This is a genomic window from Nitrosomonas oligotropha, from assembly GCF_900106555.1.
In the GTDB taxonomy this organism is placed as follows: Bacteria; Pseudomonadota; Gammaproteobacteria; order Burkholderiales; family Nitrosomonadaceae; genus Nitrosomonas; species Nitrosomonas oligotropha_A.
The window spans coordinates 1-20,780 of sequence record NZ_FNOE01000040.1 but is presented as its reverse complement, the minus strand read 5'-3'; the positions used below and the strand labels follow the sequence as shown (position 1 = coordinate 20,780).

At 47.2% G+C, this 20,780-nt stretch carries 15 protein-coding genes; 7 read left to right on the top strand and 8 right to left on the bottom strand.

The features are described from left to right. The 8 genes from BLU57_RS14205 to BLU57_RS14160 form a co-directional block, all read right to left on the bottom strand. A partial coding sequence (locus BLU57_RS14205; RefSeq protein ID WP_218131682.1) for a hypothetical protein occupies nucleotides 1-365 on the bottom strand: 365 nt, incomplete at its 3' end. 485 nt (nucleotides 366-850) lie between these two features. After that, on the bottom strand, nucleotides 851-1,531 hold the full coding sequence (locus BLU57_RS14195) for a class I SAM-dependent methyltransferase (protein ID WP_090322283.1): 681 nt from the start codon (nucleotides 1,529-1,531) through the stop codon (nucleotides 851-853). 9 nt (nucleotides 1,532-1,540) lie between these two features. After that, nucleotides 1,541-2,419: an EamA family transporter gene (locus tag BLU57_RS14190; RefSeq protein WP_090322280.1), complete on the bottom strand. Its 879-nt coding sequence runs from the start codon at nucleotides 2,417-2,419 to the stop codon at nucleotides 1,541-1,543. 287 nt (nucleotides 2,420-2,706) lie between these two features. Further along, nucleotides 2,707-3,687, bottom strand: coding sequence for a class I SAM-dependent methyltransferase (locus tag BLU57_RS14185; protein WP_143026995.1), 981 nt, complete (start codon nucleotides 3,685-3,687; stop codon nucleotides 2,707-2,709). Nucleotides 3,688-3,820: 133 nt separating this feature from the next. After that, on the bottom strand, nucleotides 3,821-8,146 hold the full coding sequence (locus tag BLU57_RS14180; RefSeq protein WP_090322275.1) for an NACHT domain-containing protein: 4,326 nt from the start codon (nucleotides 8,144-8,146) through the stop codon (nucleotides 3,821-3,823). A gap of 71 nt (nucleotides 8,147-8,217) precedes the next feature. Beyond that, nucleotides 8,218-8,640 (bottom strand): PIN domain-containing protein, encoded by a 423-nt coding sequence (locus tag BLU57_RS14175; RefSeq protein ID WP_090322273.1) that lies wholly within the window; start codon nucleotides 8,638-8,640, stop codon nucleotides 8,218-8,220. After that, a complete protein-coding gene (locus tag BLU57_RS14170) occupies nucleotides 8,630-8,854 on the bottom strand; it encodes a hypothetical protein (RefSeq protein ID WP_090322270.1) in 225 nt (74 codons plus the stop codon). Before BLU57_RS14170 ends, BLU57_RS14175 begins: the two co-directional genes overlap by 11 nt. Nucleotides 8,855-9,345: 491 nt before the next feature. Further along, nucleotides 9,346-10,941, bottom strand: coding sequence for a PgaA family protein (locus tag BLU57_RS14160; RefSeq protein ID WP_090322266.1), 1,596 nt, complete (start codon nucleotides 10,939-10,941; stop codon nucleotides 9,346-9,348). 152 nt (nucleotides 10,942-11,093) lie between these two features. Here BLU57_RS14160 and BLU57_RS14155 point away from each other — a divergent pair, with 152 nt between their 5' ends. From BLU57_RS14155 to BLU57_RS14125, 7 genes are all read left to right on the top strand, one after another. Then, nucleotides 11,094-11,516 (top strand): Fur family transcriptional regulator, encoded by a 423-nt coding sequence (locus tag BLU57_RS14155; RefSeq protein WP_090322264.1) that lies wholly within the window; start codon nucleotides 11,094-11,096, stop codon nucleotides 11,514-11,516. Nucleotides 11,517-11,518: 2 nt separating this feature from the next. Next, complete coding sequence (locus BLU57_RS14150; protein ID WP_090322289.1) at nucleotides 11,519-11,842, top strand: hypothetical protein; 324 nt, start codon at nucleotides 11,519-11,521, stop codon at nucleotides 11,840-11,842. 143 nt (nucleotides 11,843-11,985) lie between these two features. Further along, nucleotides 11,986-14,049 (top strand): TonB-dependent receptor, encoded by a 2,064-nt coding sequence (locus tag BLU57_RS14145; protein ID WP_090322262.1) that lies wholly within the window; start codon nucleotides 11,986-11,988, stop codon nucleotides 14,047-14,049. Between the two features lie 107 nt (nucleotides 14,050-14,156). Further along, a complete protein-coding gene (locus BLU57_RS14140; protein WP_090322259.1) occupies nucleotides 14,157-16,346 on the top strand; it encodes a CHASE2 domain-containing protein in 2,190 nt (729 codons plus the stop codon). A 267-nt stretch (nucleotides 16,347-16,613) separates the two neighbouring features. Further along, nucleotides 16,614-19,967 carry a FecR domain-containing protein gene (locus tag BLU57_RS14135; RefSeq protein ID WP_090322257.1) on the top strand — a complete coding sequence of 1,118 codons (3,354 nt, stop codon included), beginning with the start codon at nucleotides 16,614-16,616 and terminating at the stop codon, nucleotides 19,965-19,967. 13 nt (nucleotides 19,968-19,980) lie between these two features. Further along, on the top strand, nucleotides 19,981-20,370 hold the full coding sequence (locus BLU57_RS14130) for a hypothetical protein (protein ID WP_090322256.1): 390 nt from the start codon (nucleotides 19,981-19,983) through the stop codon (nucleotides 20,368-20,370). A gap of 168 nt (nucleotides 20,371-20,538) precedes the next feature. Beyond that, nucleotides 20,539-20,780, top strand: a 242-nt coding sequence (locus BLU57_RS14125; protein WP_176776463.1) for a helix-turn-helix domain-containing protein, incomplete at its 3' end; no start/stop codon positions are given.

Genomic DNA, 20,780 nt, shown 5'->3' with positions numbered 1-20,780 from the left:
TACTCGCGAGGTTCATTGGCGGATTGCCCTTTCAAGAAGGGAAGCCGCTTGGTGTCGAAATGAACGAGCTCGCCCGGGTAAGATTTGTTATAGCGTTTCGCTTCACGCTTGAGACGTTCCTGGATGGTTTGCTCGACCTTGGCCAGACGTTTAAGGCCATACTGCAACGTCTTGAATCGTTGGTTGGTACTGTCACGCGGGATAAATTCCTGTAACCTAGCTCGTTTCAGTACGTCATAAATCGTTGGACGGCTGACCTGGAAGCGTTCCGCAAAATGCGCTACCTTCCACAGCCGGGTTTGATATAGCTGCCAAATCTCCTGGCGATCCAATAATATTAAGCGAGTGCGTTTGTGTATGTTCATCTACAGTATTCTCCTGAATACTGTAAACAACGCTAGGAATTCTTACAGTTTAGGTGTTCTGTTTCTGGTTCTTTATCTGAAATATCCGATTGATGCTGAGCCCCAAGCAACCGTTTCATGCGATCGCACAGAAGCGGCCCTATACCTTTCTGTCCGGAACGCTCTGCCTTTTCTTCCTGCAACCAGTTATTCAGAAAATTTAAGCCGAAGCTATGCCTGTCTCTATGGAAAGCACAGTGACGGGAAAGAAAAAATACCCAATGCAATAGTCTTTATTAGTATTGTCCAAACGATACTTTCAACGATATTGATTTTTTTGTTACTGCTGGCACTAAGAAACCACTTCAAAATAAAGTAAGCGTGCAGGGATTACCGAATCTGCCAAGGAAAAAATAATCGAATTTGACAGCTTATTCATTCAGGTTTTTTGTTCAGGCAGGCGCTCCGGGCCGATCTCCTCACATCCTGTACAGCCTTAAAGCCACTCACAGTGATTTCATATTTCTAACTGCATCGTTACTTGCGGGTTTACTGGCGAAGTATAAAGAGATGGAACCTACCAAGGTTCGATAGAACGCAACTTCCCGTACTGGATCAAATCCCGCATTCGCCATAAAAACCGGCAACAGACCCAGCATATGATCGCGAATCTCTTCAAACCAGCGTACGAACCAAGAGATTATCCACATACCGGCATCATGCGGCGCGCCAAAGTCCGCCACATGCAGCTCGCCACCGGGTTTCAGAACGCGAAACGCTTCCCGGAGCGCTTGCTGTTTATCTTCTCTCGTCAGATGATGCAACATCAAACTGGCAAAAACACGATCGAAACTCTCGTCCGGATAAGGCAAGCAGGTTGCCGATCCTTGTTGCAGGGTGATGTTTTGTCCCGCTTTCTCGATCTTCTCGCGCGCGATGTTCAAAGCCTGAAAATCCATATCCAGCCCATAAACTGCCGCACCCGGTTCGGTTTGTTTGATCAGCAACGTCAACGTTCCGGTACCGCAACCCATGTCCAAAACTGTCTGCCCGGACTGAACATGGGCTTGCGCAATCAATGCCGTCTTGATTCCCGATTCGGGAAACAGCCACCGTATCATGGGATCGTAGTAGCGCGTCAGCCAGTGGAAATGAAACGCCGGGATGAAATCGGGCCGCTTGTTCATGAAATCAGATTAGCTCCGGTAGTTGCGTGCAGTGAGGCGGGTTGCCAGCAAATTTATACAAAGACCTGCAATAATTAAAGCCGCAGCGCCGATTTTCCACGGATAGATGGATTCATCCACCACCCAGGCGGAACTCGCAAACCCGAACACCGGCACCAGCAGCGAAAATGGCGCCACTGTAGCCGCCGGGTAATGACTCATTAACCAGTTCCACGCCGCAAAGCCCAATAGGGTAACTGGGTATGCATTGTAGCCAATAGCAGCGGCGGAGCGCCACGTGAGCCCGGATAAGCTTTCGAGAACCCAGAAGTTTTGTTCAAAGATGAATGACACCAGCAAGAGCGGCGGCCAGGCAACGAAACTTCCCCATATGACCAGCGCCAGCATATCAATCTTGCCAAGCCGTTTGGAAATCAGATTGCCCGCACCCCACGAAGCTGCTGCTGCAATGATCAACCCCATGCCCAGCACCGAAATATCGCTGCCCAGATTGGCGGCGACAAGCCCAATACCGGAAAATGAAATAATCGCTCCGGCGATCTGCCAAACAGATGGCTTTTCATGCAAAAACATAACCGCCAGCAAGATGGTAAAAAACACCTGAACTTGCAGCAGCAACGAAGCGAGACCCGCTGTTGTTCCGGCAGTCATGCCGAGAAATAGTAAAGTGAACTGCAAGGCGAACATAACCAGCCCGAAAGCCACCACCTGCCCGAAAGCGATGCTAGGCCGCCGGATGAAAAAGACCGCCGGAAGGGCAGCAAAGAAGAAACGCAACGCGCACAACAGGATCGGCGGCAACTCCTCAAGCCCGGCCTTGATCATGACGAAATTGAATCCCCAGATCACCGCTACCGCGATGGCCAGTGCAATATGCTGCGGGTGCATTATCTTTTGTGCTTAATGTAAGTTAAATTCCCGGAATCATAAGTCATCATGGTATCCGGCGTATCTGGAAAAATACCTGAGATTTCCATTGCCAAGATTGTTGAAGCACTGGAGTACCAGTTGGTCGTATCTTGAGTGCTGCGGTTCGAGATTTTCTGGGGGCGCTATGTCAATAGTGAGGTTTGATTCTCAGATATTGCACATAGTCATTCCGGCACAGGCGGGAATCCATGATTGCAAGCGGCATGACAGGAATGCTGGAGTTCCTTACGTCACTCCAACCTAGCTTACTTCCTAAACTTTCTATGTAAATATCGCTTTATTCTGGAAAATAGTGAATCTGTATGGACGGCTTTCTCATCTTTCCATTGCGAAATGGCTTTTTTGGCTCGCTCACCTGTGATACGAATCGGCCGATTAACCAGAAAATGATCAACCTCAGCATCTTCAGGATAAATATTATCGATATAAGGATCATGTTGTGTAACCGCAATCGGCATACGATTTCCATCCTTAATCGCACTGATTACGAAACTTCCACCTTGCTGTGCCTGCAAAATCCCAAATTCCGGATAATCATCACACCAAACTTTAATATTCTTGAAACCAGCATCTGCAATAATTTGCAATAAATCCGCCTCTGCATAGACTCGCATTTCAAGTGTTGAACCTTCTCCCCCATGCCAGGTTAACCGGTCATACACCTCTATACTCTGATCTTTGCGTTGATTAACCAACAGCATACCTTGCTGGTCCCGGACAATTCCAAATTGATTCAAATGCGGGAAATGTTCAACGGTTTTTGGCAACATCGTATAAGGGACTGTCAACAACATCAATCCACCCGGTTTCAATAAATGCCAACTGTTCACAAACGCCACATGACGGGGCGGCGAAACATGTTCATAAACATCCGAGCTAATCAGTAAGTCGTAACTACCAACTGCCATATTTTCTATATTACAAATGTCTAAGAATGGTTCCGCGTGGTAAAAATAATTTGTGTAGTCAAATAGATTATTAAGCTTATTCGCATAATGCGGCGCATCGCTCAACCCCATCGCTTTTTGGTTCCGATCAGGAGAAAAATCAGCAAGCGGAACTGGTTTACCATAAAAATGGTGTGACAGTGCAAACATCAATGCACGAAAACGGACAATCGATCCACAATGTTGGCACGCCCCTCCCTCGCGGTGGAAATCTGGCACTACCACAGACTCTTTGCCACAAAGATTGCAGGTGTATTGTTTGTAATCCGGTGCAGACATATTGAAGAACCAATGAATGATGCTTAGTTTGGAAGAGAGGGCTCAGGAAAGATAAATCACCTTTTCCATGCGCGTTGAATGTACTGAAAGCCGCCTAGGTTGTCAAACACGAAGATAATCGATCGAAATTGAATCAACATGATCTTTTGGTCAAATCGATTCCGATGACTGTTATGTCATCAACTTCCGGAAATTCCGGAGAAATGTGCTGCCAATGCTTCTGCAGTGCTTCAACCAGCCCGATGAAATCCAGTCGACCACTATCATGGATTTCCCAATGATGTTGTTCACCTCGACACACGAGAACGAAAATACCCCGATTAGATCGATCATCCCGCAAGTAGTCGCCACAAAGCTGGTTTTCAAGTCGTTCAAATAGCTTCGGCCCGCTCCAGTTATCCGCAAGTTTGAGTTCAACAGGAACAGGGCCATCAAAGCTCATTCCCTGGAATCTCAGGTCAATCCTCTTGGCATCGGCCAATTCCTCTTCCTGTTGAATGGAATAACGCCCAAATGCCTTCTCACGCAACTCTCGTCCAATGAATTTGCGCATCTCAGTTTCGAGTGTAATCTTTTGTAGAGTACTGGCAATACTACTATCGCCATGCTCTAAGTCGTGCTTGAGATCCTCAAGCCGCAAAACAGCCAGTTCATACAATTCTTTATGATTGCTCGGGATGCGTTCCAGTTGCTCGTTAAATTCTTTCACTTGCACCGGCAACCAGGTTTCAATATCGCCGTCTTGCTCGGCTTTTGTTTTTGCTTGAAGCATCGCCCACTGCCGGGATTTTTCGTCTGGATGCGCTTCGGAAATTTCCATCAGCGCCAGAAATGATTCTTTACCGGGAATTTGATTCAGTAACTTGAACAAATTGCTCCGTGCATCTTGCGCATCATCTCTTAATCCGGGTGAATAAACGCCTTTCCCGGCACGGTCTATGTCGTCCTCACGGCGAATATATTTGTGCATCAACAGATAAAGTGATTTCAGATGTTGCGGTGTTTTGAATGTCTGCAGCACCGCAGAGCCATCAGTCCTACGCCCTCCTAGCAGCTGGGTAACAAAAATCATCGCGAACAAAGTTTGTTGCTCCGGATCGGATATCGACCCAATTCGGGTAATGAACGCTGACATTGCTTCATCGGGTGTAACGCTCATCCATACGGCAAACCAGCGAGCCACATGATCCCACTCCGTCAGAATGCGACATTTTTGAGAAGCCAATGCTTCAATTTGATTATCTGTTAATCCTGAGTCTTGAATAATCTTGAGCAGCTTATCGAGGTTAGCCAGATTCTTTGGTTCCATGCCGTTCAGCAGATCATACAATTCCGGTGCAATTTGGTCCCAAGCCCACTGTCCTGCCCAGCTCAAATCGCTGATGATGTAATGCGTTTCGGCTTCCGGTGTTTCGATCGACAATTCATAGCGGATTTCTTGCATGAGAAAATCGCTTACAAGCTGCGGGTATGTTTCAAAAAACCGGGGAAACCACACCGGAAAACCGTTCAATTCAAAGCTTGCGTATCTGCAAACCAGTTCAACCTCATCGGGATTCAAATGTTTAGACCAATCTTCAGTCTCATGAGCTTCAATTTCAAGACCAATCAATCCAATAATGACGCCATAAGTTGTTTCATTGAACGGTGCGCCTTCTGATCGTAATTTAGGTTTGTAATGCCGCCAAAAACAAACAGTGCCATCCCGATAATATCGCGCAACTTTTTCCCCATACTCGGGTATCAGCACTCGCCAGTTATAATCGGTCCTGCGGTTCGTTGAATTTTTCGTTTTCCTGGTTTGATCGAAGAGATAAAGCAAAGCATTTGTGAGAATTCCGGGACTCTCACGAAGCGCGGCTGAAGCTTCGTTAAGTTTCTCGTTAAAGTATTCCTTCCAGTCCGCCAGATTTTTTTCTTGTTGCTTTTGGTAAGTCTTATGCTGCCTGTTCCATTTGGATTTTTGTTGCTTTATGCGTCGATAAATCAAATCTTGTGCAGGAGGGTTTAAATAAGAACTAAGGCGTACGGATAGCTCCTCACTATCGGCAACCAGCTTTTTCAGTTGTCTACGCCAGACAGCTGGCCGACCAGCCTTTTTGTAAAGATCAAAGGACAATGACAAAGCGACCAGCCGATCATCCAGAAACGTTCGATTGGAAATTTCTTCGGTAATAGACTCAAAATCGCTTTCCTCGAATCGCCAGAACGGCCGGAATGGAACTTGATAAAATTCGGTCAATCGTTCCCCATTGCGTTTATCTCTGGCATTTCTGGACTTTCGCACTTCGAACCAAAATAACGCGCTATTCAATTTTTTCCATGCAGTAATCAGCTTTGAAAACTCTGCCTTGAAATCAGATGAGCGGTTGATTTCGTATTCACGTACAGAAGGCAGTTTATAGAGAATTTCGAGTGCATGCGGTTTGAGTGAGGCGGGATGACGAATCGAAATCAATCGCTCCACTGCCTTGCAGGCCGGTGCAATCAACCACTGAAATTGCTCGGATATTTCGCAGAACCACTGCTCAATTACCGGCGGCAAATCCAGTAATTTGTTAAAGCTTTCAATAATTTTAGGTAGCAGTTCGATGTCCGCCTCTTCAACAAACGCTGTTAAGTTGTGAAGCAAATTGTCACCATAATAATTTTCAACCGGCTGAAGCTTTTCTAAACCTGCCAATAGCCAAGTTAGCGCCTGTTCAGTGGGTTTCCTGCCTTCAACAAGCTCGGCAAACCATTCGCGGTTAAGTTTTGGTGCTTCGGCTAGAAAATTTTGACAGACATGTTCCTGATCTTCTTTGGAACCGATTGCTTTGATGGCTCTAAATGCCACGATGCGCACATAACGTTCCGCCTGAGGATTAAGCGCAACCTCCATGACTTCCTGCCGCGCACCTTCAAGCTGTCCGATCCATATCATGCGAAGCAGGAATGCTTTCAGGTCGTCGTTATCCGCATACTCCCGGAGCAATGCCAGCACGTCATCGGTCAGATCGGGACCTGCAAATCGCTGCACTGCTGCTTCGTCTCGCATGGTGCGCCCGGTTGTATTACTGGCCATTTGTTTGCAAACATCGTGCAGTACACTCCGGCGCACTGCTACTGGTAATCGACTCGGATCGCCTCCTTCAAAAAGGATTTCCGGTGCCAGTTTGCGGACACGCCCTCCGATTTTCTCGTCCCAAAGGATCAGCCAAGGCAAGATGGGACGTAGCGTGGGAGCAACAATATCCAAACCGTACTGATTGCGAAAGAATAATGCTTCGATATTCCGCCGCGATGTTTCGCGCTTGAGCAATCCGCGAAACCACTCGGCGGCCAAGTATTCCCGTACCGAGCGATGATGAAAACGCACCGTGCCATAAATCGCTTCATCGAAAATTGGCAATGGCAACAGTGTCGATTGATCCTTGCTATTCCAATCCGGCAGTACGGATCGGACATCGATTCCTTTGGAATTAGCGCTACCGTCAGGAACCTTGATTGCCGATTCACGCGTCAGTGTCGCAGCAGCTGCCAGTAATCTTGTTCCCTGTCGAGCACGCTCTGTCGAAAGTGGACGAGCATCGGCGCGATCCGGGTCGCGCTCAGTCAATCTGCGTTCGATACTGTTTTGCATGATCTCCAGACGGCTTCCAATTTGGTTATGATCTAGCCAGAATCCGGTTAATTCCTCCAAATCCTGAGGACGTGCTGTAAACGACCACGCATCCGCGCGTTCCACTGCGTCAAGAAAAGCCTTGCTATCCGCTATTCCTCGTGCTTTGACAAAAACTTCGATTTGATCGGATGCGAGATCATGCAGTGCAACGATTCTGAAAAATGAATCATTTTCTTTCTTCGGGATGGTTTCGGTTAGCACGCTTCCGTCAGGTTTAATCGCTTCTTCCGATTCAACAATGTTTGCTTTTGGATCGTGCTTTGATGTAGCAGCTGGTGCATAGGGAAAGCAATCGTTGCAATAATTGAGATCAGTCTTAGGCCGCCACGCTGTTGTTCGACCGGTGATGACAATATGCGCACGGTCTTTTGCGGGACTAATTTTTCGGCTCAATTTGCGAATCGCCAGTTCGAAGTCACTGGGATTTCGAAGACGTGCCTCATCCACCGAATCGAGAAAAAGCCATCCTTCGTTGTTTGATGTTAACCACGCAACAAATTCTTCGTAAGTTCCTTCTTCAAAAGAATCTTCAAAATCGTCAGCAACATGTTCCAGGCGAAGAAAGAACGCTGATTTTCCTTGGTTTCTAAGTGAGTGTGCGATGTTACGGATTTCGGTCGTTTTGCCCGAACCGGCTTCCGATAAAATAACCAAGCGGCGCTCTTGAATCAGATCCGGCCAGCGCAGGCGCTTATCATTAGGAAGCCATTGACTGAAGTCCGTATCATCGCTTTCATTTGCTTCTTTCGGCAGATCACGAAAAGTCCTGTGAAGCTCGATAAACTTATCTGTCATTTCACTTTTCCAATCGTGATTGACCCTCTGCAGTCAATCGCGAGCATTGTCGAAGCAAACTCTTTTGCCCTTCACTCACGAAACGGATTTTCAATCAACAGCTCACCAACCTGCTGCCCGTGCTGCAAATCTTCTGTGTACAAGCGAGTGCAACCGGATTCAAGCGCTGCGGCGACAATCAAGGCATCGTAAAAACTAAAGCCATAACGCGCCTGAAGTTCGAGACCTTGTTGATACAGCGCCAGACTTGGCATGGTTTGCCATAGAGGAATCAAAATTTGTTCGAGAAAGCGCCGGGCATTTTCCGTACTCATCGGGGATGGCAGTTTGCGGGTCACAACGTTGAGTGTTTCTTGGATAACTTGGTAACTGATACAAGCATTGCGTGTCTCCAATGCCTGCTGAATCAACTGTTCCGAGATTGCGCGTTTGCGGTCATCGGTTTCATCGAACAGGTAGATGAAAATGTTAGTATCGATAAAATCACCGCTCATTCATTTCCTCGCGCGTGAATTTGCGGCCGCCTGTTCGCACTTGTCCGCGCAATTCCTCGATCAATGCCATCGCCGATCCGGTTTTCTGCTCCTGCCGGACATAATCGGCCAGCCAACGGCGAAACTGCTCATTCAACGTGGTTTGTTCAGCACGAGCGCGGGCGCGGGCGGCTTCGATCAATTTGTCATCCGCGCTCAAGGTAATATTCTTCATTGCTATATCCTTTCAAACATTGTGTGCACGAAGTAAGTGTACACTATTATGAATAATTGGATTTGTAAGTGAATCGAGCAAGCATATCCGCCGCCCGCCATTCTTTACGCACCCGCCCGCCGTATCGACAACATTACGATCAACGTTTCGGTCAAGCAGCCAAAGTTTAGATATACCAGCAGGAATACCAGTGCGATGCAATTAAGCCTGACATTTGAGTGTCGGGCGGCATGACCGGCATGCCTGCTGATCGTTTGCGGACTTTACACTCGCAGTCCGGCACCACTCTGTGCGAAATGAGCACAGGTAAAAGTTTTGCCTCGCCAGATAACAGAACAGGCGGTTTTTTACACCTCAAGGAAGGAATCCATTTTGGATTTTTATCACAGCAGCGGAATCGCCCTCACCATCGCTACCCCGCCGTAAATTCCATGTTGATTATCGACGATGCCAGAATTTGGTAAATCAAATCTGTAAAAACCGTCTGTCGGTCAATGCGAATGACTGGGTGCCGCCGGCGTATGCCATTGCTGCTCATAGCGTTGGGCTTTGGCTTGATCCCCGGCTTCTCTCGCTGCTTGCGCTGCACGATACAGCGCATTGCGCCGGTTGGGTGTGCGTTGTAAGGATGCTTCCAATTCCTTCAATGCATCGGCGGGCTGCTTCAATTCCAACAGTAATTCACCGAGCAATTCCCTGGCCGGAATGATTGCGCCGGGCGTGACATTGTCTTTCTCGGTCGAATCTTCCAGTTCCGCCGAGGCGCGCATGAGTTTCACCGCTTCCTCCGCTTCGCCTTCCGCATAAGCAATCCAAGCCGCTATCGCCAGGCGTTGGATGTCGATTTGACCGGCGGTGTAGTCTTTATTGTCCGCTTGATCGGCATTGCGTAAAACCTTCAGCTGCCGCAGGCTGTGGTGGGCAATGTCCATTTTTCCGCTGCGCGCGGCACCTAAACCACGAGCAAAGTGCGTGATGGCTTCGCACCAGCCAAATTGCTGCCAAGGAAAATCCGCTGGCAATACCTCGAGTTTTGCGGCTTCACTCCACTCGCCGCGTTCTATCGCATAACGCGCCGGAATCGCGGCAAAGGCATAGGCGACGGTGGTATTCTCCGGTTGCGCTTTTTTGATGCCTTGCAGCTCGCGTAGGATTTCCCTGGCTTTTTCCGTCTCGCCGCTTTGCAGATAGGCGTACATCATGTAATCCATGAAGTGGAACTGCTGATCCCACGTTCCGGGCAATGCATTTTTCCGCGCGCGGTCTTTTGCCGCATGATAGGCGGCCAGATTCGATTGCGCCGCGTCATGCCATAGCCCGAGCCGGATAAAAATGTGCGAAGGCATGTGCAATGCATGCGGAACCGCCGGTGCAATGTGCGTATAAGCACGCGCCGCGTTCAATCCAAGCCCGGCCAATTCGGGGTAATCGCTGCTGTGAATGATGTAATGCGCCACGCCGGGGTGTTCCGGCTCATGCTCCAGCACCTGCTGCAATAGATGTAATGCTTTCTTCTGATTGGCGAAGGTCTTGTCTTTGGGCGATGCCGTGGAAATCAGCGCCAAGGCGTAGAACACCGCAGCTTCCCGGTCATCAGGATTGTGTTTCAGGACTTGTTCCATCGCTTTCTGGTACATCAGCTTTCTGGTAGCCAAGTCCACTTTTTCATCTTCGGGATACAAGGAACTGACAGCCTCAAGGTAGGCCTTCTCACGCGCTGTCTTGATTGCCAGCATTTTTGCCTGCCGCAATGCTTCGCGCCCCGTTTGCAGTTCTGCCGCAGTCGGCGCTGTAGCCCATAACTGGTAATACAGGCTCATCGCAACACCCCAATAGCCCATCGCACAGCCTGGATCGGTAACGGTCACTTGGCGGAATGTCTTTCCGGCCTCGTCGTACCAAAAGGAATGCAACATCGCGACGGCTTGATTGAACTGTGCTTGCGCGGCAGGCGTGCAGGAAACCGGGAAGGTCACTTTCCCCAGATTTTTCTCATCGAATGCACCGCCGTGATGATCCCCATCCGCCCGCAACATACCGGCGGACATCATAGTAGCGATCAGCAGTGTCCATCCCCATTTTTTCATATCAACGCTCCAGTATTGGTAAGACTTCACCGGAATGAACGATCTTCATTCTTCCCGATAGCGCCAAGTAGTCACAAATTAAAAGAACAACTTGTTGCGGCATGAAAATCATTTCGTTACAATAATCGCAACATTGTTGCATTTATTTGAGTATGCTTAATCAGTTTCATCATACCGCAGAAGACATGATCCGGCACAACGGCGGACGGGCAACCGCGGGCAGAATCGGAATTCTGGCCATCTTGCTGGCGGAGCAGCAAGCCATCACGCACCGGGAAATTGAACAACGTCTGCCGCAAGCGCAGCAATTAGACCGGGTGACTTTATACCGCGCGCTGGAGTGGCTGGTCGAAAAAAATCTGATTCACAAAGTAACCAGCGACGATCGAGCATGGCGTTATCACGCCAACCGTGAGTTGCATTCACATCAACATGCGCACTTCAAATGCACAGGCTGCGCGCAAGTGATTTGCCTGGATAAGTTACCGGTAGAAGCAAACTGGCCGTTACCGGCTGGTTACCGATTCCAGGAAATTGAATTGACAGTCAAAGGCCTTTGCGCCAACTGCTGCTGACAATGCTACGCAAAAGCTTATTGCTGTTTTTGACACTGGCTTTATTGGCTGTGCCAGTCTTCTTGCTGGCACACGCTTTCACGCATTATGCACAAACCGATGTGCTTGATGCCGCCGGAAGCGAAGCTGATGCCAATGTTGATCTTGACGAAATCTGCTTCGATTGCGTCGCGCTCACTGCGCTGAATTTCATTCTGATCGCCTCGAGTTTGCTTCTGCGCAACCCGGCCAATCACCGCCGGTTGCCACTATGGGCCATGGGGCATCACTCCAATCGCACCACACTGCCTTATTGCTCGCGCGCACCACCATTCCAGCTGCTCTGATTCTTGAGGTTGTTAATCCAGGTTTGACTTAATCATCAGCAATCGGTTGATTGCTTTGATTTGCATTGCTTGCCTGCGATTGATCAGTTCCATTGTTGCAACCCAGTTGCATGACAAATGCCCGTCCGGGCTAGGAAAGCTGTATGGATTATTCTGATCATGAATCCAATAATGCTCGATGGTTGCGCAAAAGATCGCCATTGAAACCGGCAACCATCGCGCTGTTTATATTTTTGCTGCACCCGCTGCATAGTCACGGGCAAACCGCCGGTAAAAACGTCGAGCTGCCTGGTGTAATGATTACTGCGCCTGTTTCAAACTCGGCCGAATCGGCCGGATTCAAACCGGACACGGTTGTGTCAGGAGATCGTCTGCGCCGGAAAAGGGAAACCAATCTGGGCGATACGTTATCGCATGAACTGGGTGTCAGCTCCAGTAGTTTCGGTCCTGGCGCTGGCCGCCCGATTATTCGCGGCCAGGATGGACCGCGGGTGCAAGTGCTGGAAAATGGCATCGGCACCGGCGATATCTCAACCATTAGCCCGGATCACGCCGTCGCGACCGAAACCTTAAATGCATCACGCATCGAGATATTGCGTGGACCGTCGACCTTGATGTATGGCAGCGGTATTTCTGGTGGAGTGGTGAATGTGATCAACGACCGCATACCCGACCGCTTATTCAAAACACCGCAAGCGAGTTTTGAAGGGCGCTTCAATTCCGCGCTAGAAGAACGCAACGGCGCTCTCATGGCTTCGGGCAGCTTGGGTAAAGTGTCCTGGAATCTTGAAGGGATGAAAAGAAAAACCAACGATGTGCATATCCCCGGGCTTGCAAATCCTAATGATCCGGACAGCGGCACCGGTCTAATCAGAAACAGCGCGATCGATTCCAGCAATTTATCGGTAGGCAGCTCGTACGTCGGCGAGCGTGGCTTTGTGGGGATGTCGGTTTCAAGATTGGAAAATTTCTACGGTATTCCCGGCCCGGAAGGTGCGAAAATTGATATGGGTCAGACCCGCTACGGTCTGGCGGGTGATCTGGATAATCCGTTGAAAGGATTCCGGCAGCTCAAGATGCGCTTCAATTACAACGATTATCAGCACAAAGAGCTTGAACAAAGCGGCGCGGTTGGCAGCCGCTTCAGTAATAATGAGCTGGAAGGACGCGCCGAATTAGCGCACAAACCGATCGCCCAATGGCAAGGCGTCGTGGGTATTCAACTACAAAACCGCAATTTTTCCGCAAAAGGCGAGGAAGCTTTCGTACCGTCCAGCCTGTCGCAATCGGCTAGCGCGTTTATTCTGGAAAAACGGCATTGGCAACGCTGGCAGTTTGAAGCCGGTGGACGCTTTGAACATACCCTGCATAACCCGCAAGCTTCATCGTTGCAAACGCGCGACTTTAATTTGTACAGCATTTCTGCGGGAGGCACTTGGCAATTCAGGGATGGCTATCAACTCAACCTAACCGCCACACGCGGACAGCGCGCACCGAATACCGTGGCACTGTATGCCAACGGTATCCATGTAGCCACCAACACTTTTGAGCAAGGCGCGCAAAACCTGCGCAAAGAAACCTCCAATAACTTCGATATCGCGCTGCAAAAAACCAGCGGCCTGATTACAGGCAAAGTGAATTTGTTCTATAACCATGTTAATGATTATATTTTCCAGCAAAGCCGCGATAGTAATGGTGACGGATTGGCGGACAGAATCGATGACGAAGGCATGCTGAATCCTCACGGCGCTTATCTGGTACAGGATTACACGCAAACCCGGGCAAAATTCTATGGTCTGGAAGCGGAAGCCATCGTTGCATTAGTACCGGATACGTTAAATTTGCGGTTATTCACCGATATCGTTTATGGCAGATTGAAAAATAACGGCAACATCCCACGCATAACGCCGCAGCGCTTTGGCTTTGATCTGGATTTCAAGAAAAACGCCTGGCAAGCCAATTTTAACCTCACCCGTGTCACTCAACAGGATCGCGTCGCCGTATTGGAAAGCGAAACCCCAGGTTATACCCTGATGAATGCCGAAATGAGCTATCACATGAAACTAACCAAGTCGGTCAACTATACGCTTTTTCTGCAAGGTCGGAATTTGCTCGATAGCGATATACGCGTTCATACTTCCTTCTTAAAGGATGTCGCTCCGCTGCCAGGACGGGCTATTGTTGCAGGTATTAGAGGCGCTTTTTAAATTTCCGCCGTATCCTAGCGCAGCCAGAATGCTTGCAAAATAACCGCTTAATGCTAATCTGCATGAGCAATCGTTCCTGATATTTTCTTCAATCAGTTAAAGAAACTATGGTCAGATGGCTTAAATACTTTTTTTTGGGCATTTTTACCGGTTTGCTCGGTGTAACCCTCTATTTGTCACCTGCTGGCTTATGGTTGGAGGAACGGTTCGGTTTGAACGCATTGTTTCTGTTACGCGGCGCAATCCAGGCGCCCGATGAGGTGGTCGTCGTTGCGCTTGATCAGCAATCCGCCGCGCAGCTCAAGCTGCATGTTAAGCCACGATTGTGGCCGAGAAGTATACACGCGCGATTAATTGACCAGCTTGCGGCAGCCGGTGCCAACACTATCATTTTTGATCTTATTTTTGATATACCCAGTGACATACCGGAACAGGATGAAGAGCTGGCCAATGCCATCAAAAGAGCCGGTAATGTCCTATTAGTGGAGCGGTTGGATTATCAGGATTCGGCATTGCTGAATCAGCTCGACGGCATTACTTATCAAGCATTTATTCAAGAAGGCGCTACTCAGCTCTTGCCAATCATCGGAGAAGCTGCAAAAGCCCGGGCGCCTTTCACATTACCGAAGGCGGAACGAGTCCATCATTACTGGACTTTCAAATCGCATGCCGGCGATATCGCTACAGTGCCGGTTGTGGTACTACAACTCTATGCAGCGGCGTTATACGAAGATTTTGCCCGGCTGCTCAATTCGGCAGAACCGGAGCTTGCCACACAATTACCCGCTCGCATCAACGAAGAAACGGATATTGAGGATCTGATTCTGACACTGCGTAATCTATTCGCAGGCAATCCGCGGCTGGCCATTCAAATGAAAGAAGGTTTGGATCGCGATCGCCATTTAAAACCGGAAGAAAAGAAACTGCTGAGATCGTTGCTCGACCTGTACGCTGGCGATCAAACCCGTTACTTGAATTTCTACGGCCCGCCGCGCAGCATAAAGACCATTTCGTATGATCAAGCACTGCAATTAGAAAAGGGCGCGTTAAAAAATAAAGTCGTTTTCGTTGGATTTTCCGGCGCTACTCAGTCCGAGCAAGAAATCGTCCGGGACGATTATCCCACGGTATTTTCCAATCCGGATGGGCTTTATATCAGCGGCGTCGAGATTGCCGCCACGGCTTTCGCTAATTTGCTCGAAAACAAACCGGTCAGACCTTTGTCTTTAGCCGGTAACTTAAGTATTTTATTCCTGCTGGGGTTTGCCATCGGCATGGCAACCCAAATCCTGTCGACGCGCAAAACCATCGCTCTGAGTCTTTCCGTCGTCCTTATCTATACTTTCATTGCATACTCTTTCTTTAAAAATACCCTGATATGGCTCCCGGTCATTATTCCGGCCCTGTTAGTGTTAGTTGCGCTTATGCTCGCCTGGGTATTAAAAATTCTTAAGCTCGAGGGCTTTATTGGCAAATCCGGCCCGGCTCGAGAACTTGATCAGATCATTGGAGAACAGGCGGGTAGATTCTCGGGCGCATGCCTGACAACGGATATCGAGGGTTATACGACCTTATCGGAATCGATGAATCCCTCCACACTTGAGAAATTAATGACTGGTTATCGTGTTGTACTAAGAAGTGCAATAGATCAACACTATGGAAGGGTTATGGATACCACAGGCGACTCATCCCTCTCCATATGGATTAAAAAACTGGAAAATCCAGTCACACAAAAATTTTTCAATTGGATCAAGAAGCCTTCAAATTCCGCAGAAAAGCTAAATGTATGCAAAGCAGCGCTCGATCTCAGCGCCGCAATCGAGCGTTTCAACAAATTACATAACCCGCCGCTGCCAACCCGAATCGGATTGCATTTTGGTGATATGTCACTGAACAAAAGCGATGGCACTTACCGCGTCACTGGAGATGTGGTCAACACAGCAAACAGGATTCAAAACGCTAATAAAATTTTAAAAACGCGAATTCTGCTATCAAGCGACGTAATCGAAGAATTGGACGATTTTCTTGTCCGCCCTCTGGGAAGCTTTCAATTACCGGGGAGAATTCAATCCGTTGCACTTTTTGAACTGATTGCCTACCGGCAATCCGCCAGTAGGCAACAACTATGGTTATGCGAAATCTTTACACAAGCTTTAAATGCTTATCAACTGAAACAATGGGCCGAAGCCAGTCAGTATTTTTACGATATTCTGAGAGAATTTCCTTCCGACGGCCCAACGCATCACTTTCTGTCGTTGTGTTCCAAATATCAGATGAATCCTCCTCGTAACCCGTAACCTCTTTGACTATCCTAAAATTTAGACAGCAAGTAATTCATAATAGCTGTTCAAAGAAATAAAAGCATTGTGTTTTGAGAACTCCTCTGTGAGAAAAGTCACAGACAGAAATATGCCTCTTTGAATAGAATCATTTACCTTACTGGTTATAAGGCCATCGATTCAGTATAATGAGAAAATGCATGACAAGTCTTCAATATCCTGTTATTTATGATACAGAATTGCAAATCAATGCTCAACAATTGAGCTGATAGCGAAAGATTGATAATGAAAATATGTTGGGCAGTCGCGATTTACTTACATCAAAAGAAATTCTCAGCGCTGATACTCACTATTTTTACAGTAACCGGCTGGATGGCGAATATCACCCAGGCGCATGCAGCGCCAACGTGCAAGCCGGAAGTAGCGCGAGTGGTATCGATGCAAGGTACAATCGAAATACGCCGGACTCAAGAGAATGTCTGGCAACAAGCGGGGATGGAAGTAGTTCTTTGCGCCGGTGACATGATCCGCGCCCGATCGCAAAGCCGCGCGGCGCTGCGTTTAAGCAATAACAGCATGCTGCGGCTTGATCAAAAAACCAGCATCACATTTCCAGCAGCTCAAGAAGAAAGAGGCACCTCACTGCTGGACTTATTCGAAGGTGCGATCCACATCATTACGCGCACGCCTCAGCCCTTTAAAATAAGAACCCCCTTTGTCAATGCCAGTGTAGAAGGCACAGAATTCGTTGTGGGTCTTAGGGAAGACAATACAGAAGTTGTCGTGTATGAAGGCAAAGTATCGGTCAGTAATGAACTGGGAAGCATACTGCTTCATGATCATGAAGCAGCTGTTACATACAAAGGACAAGCACCACGTAAAGAAATCATCATCCGGCCGGCCGATGCCGTGCAATGGGCACTGTATTATCCTGTCGTCCTGAATTACTGGCAGGATGGCGAAGCTGGTTCCAGCGCTTTGATCCGTCAGGCAAGCCATTTGTTGACTGTCGGACAGGCTGATGAAGCCAAGGAAATCATCCAGCAAATCCTGCAACTAGAACCTAACAATAGTAACGCACATGCGCTGCTGGCCATCATTGCTCTGGTTCAGAATGAAAAAGACCAGGCATTGGAGCTTGCAAGCAAGTCGGTCGCGCTCGATCAGGAATCTACTGCTGGTTATTTAGCGCTTTCATATACACAGCAAGCGCATTTTGAGATTGAAGCAGCACTAGAAAGCTTACAAAAAGCACTCACATTCGATGTCCAGAATGCACTGATCTGGGCTCGCCTAGCCGAATTGCAGATGTCGACGGGCTATCTGGAACGTGCCTTGGATGCCGCAAAACTCGCGGTAAATTTAGATCCCGGTCTGGCGAAAACGCAAACAGTATTAGGTTTTGCGCATCTGCTGCAAATCGACACCCAAACCGCGAAAGATATTTTCCATCGCGCCATTGCGTTGGATCAAGCCGACCCGACGCCACGGCTTGGATTGGGACTTGCCCTGATCCGCGAAGGAGAACTGGAAGCGGGCCGGATAGAATTGGAGATTGCCGCCAGTTTGGATCCAGCGAACTCGCTGATCCGTAGTTACCTGGGTAAAGCTTATTTTGAGGAAAAACGCTATCCGCTTGCCAGCACGCAATTCGATCTCGCCAAGGAACGCGATCCCAAGGATCCAACACCGTGGTTCTATGATGCGATTCAAAAACAAACGCAGAATCGTCCGGTGGAAGCTCTACGGGATATTCAGAAATCGATTGAACTGAACAATAATCGCGCAGTATACCGTTCCAAGTTTCTGCTGGATCACGATGAAGCGGCTCGTGGTTCCAGCTTGGCACGAATTTTTGAGAATCTCGGATTTGAACGACGTGCCGTGATGGAAACGGCCAAATCACTCAGCTTCGATCCTGCTAACTATTCCGCGCACAGGTTCCTTTCGGATACTTATGCCAATATCCCTCGGCATGAAATTGCTCGTGCTAGTGAACTACTTCAAGCACAGCTTTTGCAACCGATTAATGTGAACCCAGTACAACCACACTCAGCTGTGGCAGATCTCAATATTGTTACAAATTCTGGTCCATCAGCGGCAGGATTCAATGAATTCACACCTCTTATGGAACGTAATAAACCTCAACTCGTAGCTTCCGGTATTGTAGGCAGTAATAACACGCTAGGCAATGAAGTTGTCGCATCGGCATTATATAACCGCGCTTCTATCAGTGCGGGACAGTTCCATTATGAATCTGATGGCTTCCGTACAAATAATGATCAGAGACACAATATTTATAATATATTCATGCAATATGCATTGACTGAAAAACTTAATATACAAGCGGAAGTTCGCGCACGTGAAACTAATCATGGAAATCTGATAACCGACTTTGATAATGACTCAAAAGATCTTAATGCAGACAACAATCGAAAGCGGCGTGGACTAGATGATAATACTGTGCGTGTAGGTGCAAGATATGCACTGTCTCCAAAGCAGGATATTATTATTTCTACTATGTTTGCTGATCGACATGAAAAACAAATCAGCAGCGGTTTTTTTAATCCCGCCACAAGTAATCTTGAAATTTTAGGGCATGATAAAGGATATCAAACTGAAGCTCAGTATCAGTTCCGAGAAAGAAATTTTAATGCTCTGGGAGGAGGCGGTTCATACCAGATAGATTCTAAGGATAAATGGCACGATAAAGATATCACCACAAGGAAAATTGTAGAAGAGTGTATTGTATGTGAGTCTTTTAACAGAAAAAGAGATAATGGTTACATATATACGTATACAAACTTTAACAGATTGAATTTAACACTTGGTGGTGACTATACTTCATTCAAAGAGAATGCTATTGACATTGAACGCTTTAATCCTAAATTAGGCTTACAATTAGATATTTTTAGCAATCTGCGGCTGCGGCTTGCTTGGTTTAAAACCATTAAGTCGGCTTTAATTTCCAATCAAACGTTAGAACCAACACAAGTAGCTGGCTTTAATCAATTTTTTGACGATGTAAATGGCACAAAAACTCGACGAATGGGTATAGGTATAGACACACATATTAATAAAATTATATTCGGCGGTTTGGAAATCTCTCGGCGAGACATAGATGTTCCTTCTGTATTAGGCTCAGGTGCTACTTTTGAACAGCAGCAAGAGAAACAATATCGAGCCTATTTATATTTGGCCCCGCATATAAATTGGGTAGTACGCAGCGAAGTTTTGTTCGATAAATTTTCACGGGCCATCACTCCTGCAGGCCCTCATCAGATTGATACGCTTAGTACCCCTGTAAACATAAGTTATTTTAATCAGAAAGGAGTGTTTTCAACTTTAACAGGCACATTCGTTCGCCAAGAGGTAGATCGAGAATACACTCTAGCGGGCAATAAAAATATGAATCATGAGAATGAAGGTATTGAAAAATTCTTTCTTCTCGACATGATAATGGGTTATCGATTTCCCAATCGGATGGGTATCTTAAGTCTAGAAGGAAGAAACTTGCTTGATCAAGATTTTTTGTTCAGAAATATTAATTTTCAAGCAGCTGAACCTACAAATTCTCGTGTGAATACTAATTTTATTCCCATGCGAACATTTTTTGCGCGTCTCACTTTTAATTTTTAATCGGAGAATAATCATGAAATTTATTTCTAGCTTTTTACTGGTATTACTGGGATTAACCGGCTGCGCGTCATCTATTGAGAAACCCGCTCATCATTCAAATCATTTTCATGATGTTCCTCGTGATTCTCCATTAGCAGTTTTACCTAATTTACCTAAGCATCTTGAAGATGATCTTAAAAAGATTATCGGCCTGGAAGGTAAAAATATTGCATATGCTCTAATTATTGATATAAATGGACAGATAAAGGCACTAAAATCTGTGGATTCAATTGAGAAAAATGGGTTTCCTATACTAACAAACAAAATACTCGACGCTAATTCAATAACCCTAATTACTCACGAGGGTTCAACTTGTGTCACAAAAGTTGTAAATGGGATGAGTAGAACTGTTTGCTCCAAATAGTAAAGTTTCTGGACTAGCAGATTATTTTTGCTAGTCCAGAAAGATGTTAAAAAACAGAAAATCAATCGATTGTCCCATTTAAAAATAGGAGCAATGACGAAAGCTAATGTAATTCTCCTTGTGTAAGAATTCCTAGCGTTGTTTACAGTATTCAGGAGAATACTGTAGATGAACATACACAAACGCACTCGCTTAACATTATTGGATCGTCAGGAAATCTGGCGGCTATATCAAACCCGGTTGTGGAAGGTAGTTCAGCTGGCAGAACACTTCCACGTCAGCCGTCCAACGATTTATGACGTACTGAAACGAGCTAGGCTACAGGAATTTACTCCGCGTAATAGTACCAACCAACGGTTCAAGACGTTGCAGTACGGCCTTAAACGTCTGGCCAAGGTCGAGCAAACCAT

Coding starts and splice junctions, on each gene's coding strand:
- BLU57_RS14195 (WP_090322283.1), bottom strand. CDS start 1,531: ATGAACAAGCGGCCCGATTTCATCCCGGCGTTTCATTTCCACTGGCTG.
- BLU57_RS14190 (WP_090322280.1), bottom strand. CDS start 2,419: ATGCACCCGCAGCATATTGCACTGGCCATCGCGGTAGCGGTGATCTGG.
- BLU57_RS14185 (WP_143026995.1), bottom strand. CDS start 3,687: ATGTCTGCACCGGATTACAAACAATACACCTGCAATCTTTGTGGCAAA.
- BLU57_RS14180 (WP_090322275.1), bottom strand. CDS start 8,146: ATGACAGATAAGTTTATCGAGCTTCACAGGACTTTTCGTGATCTGCCG.
- BLU57_RS14175 (WP_090322273.1), bottom strand. CDS start 8,640: ATGAGCGGTGATTTTATCGATACTAACATTTTCATCTACCTGTTCGAT.
- BLU57_RS14170 (WP_090322270.1), bottom strand. CDS start 8,854: ATGAAGAATATTACCTTGAGCGCGGATGACAAATTGATCGAAGCCGCC.
- BLU57_RS14160 (WP_090322266.1), bottom strand. CDS start 10,941: ATGAAAAAATGGGGATGGACACTGCTGATCGCTACTATGATGTCCGCC.
- BLU57_RS14155 (WP_090322264.1), top strand. CDS start 11,094: ATGCTTAATCAGTTTCATCATACCGCAGAAGACATGATCCGGCACAAC.
- BLU57_RS14150 (WP_090322289.1), top strand. CDS start 11,519: ATGCTACGCAAAAGCTTATTGCTGTTTTTGACACTGGCTTTATTGGCT.
- BLU57_RS14145 (WP_090322262.1), top strand. CDS start 11,986: ATGGATTATTCTGATCATGAATCCAATAATGCTCGATGGTTGCGCAAA.
- BLU57_RS14140 (WP_090322259.1), top strand. CDS start 14,157: ATGGTCAGATGGCTTAAATACTTTTTTTTGGGCATTTTTACCGGTTTG.
- BLU57_RS14135 (WP_090322257.1), top strand. CDS start 16,614: ATGAAAATATGTTGGGCAGTCGCGATTTACTTACATCAAAAGAAATTC.
- BLU57_RS14130 (WP_090322256.1), top strand. CDS start 19,981: ATGAAATTTATTTCTAGCTTTTTACTGGTATTACTGGGATTAACCGGC.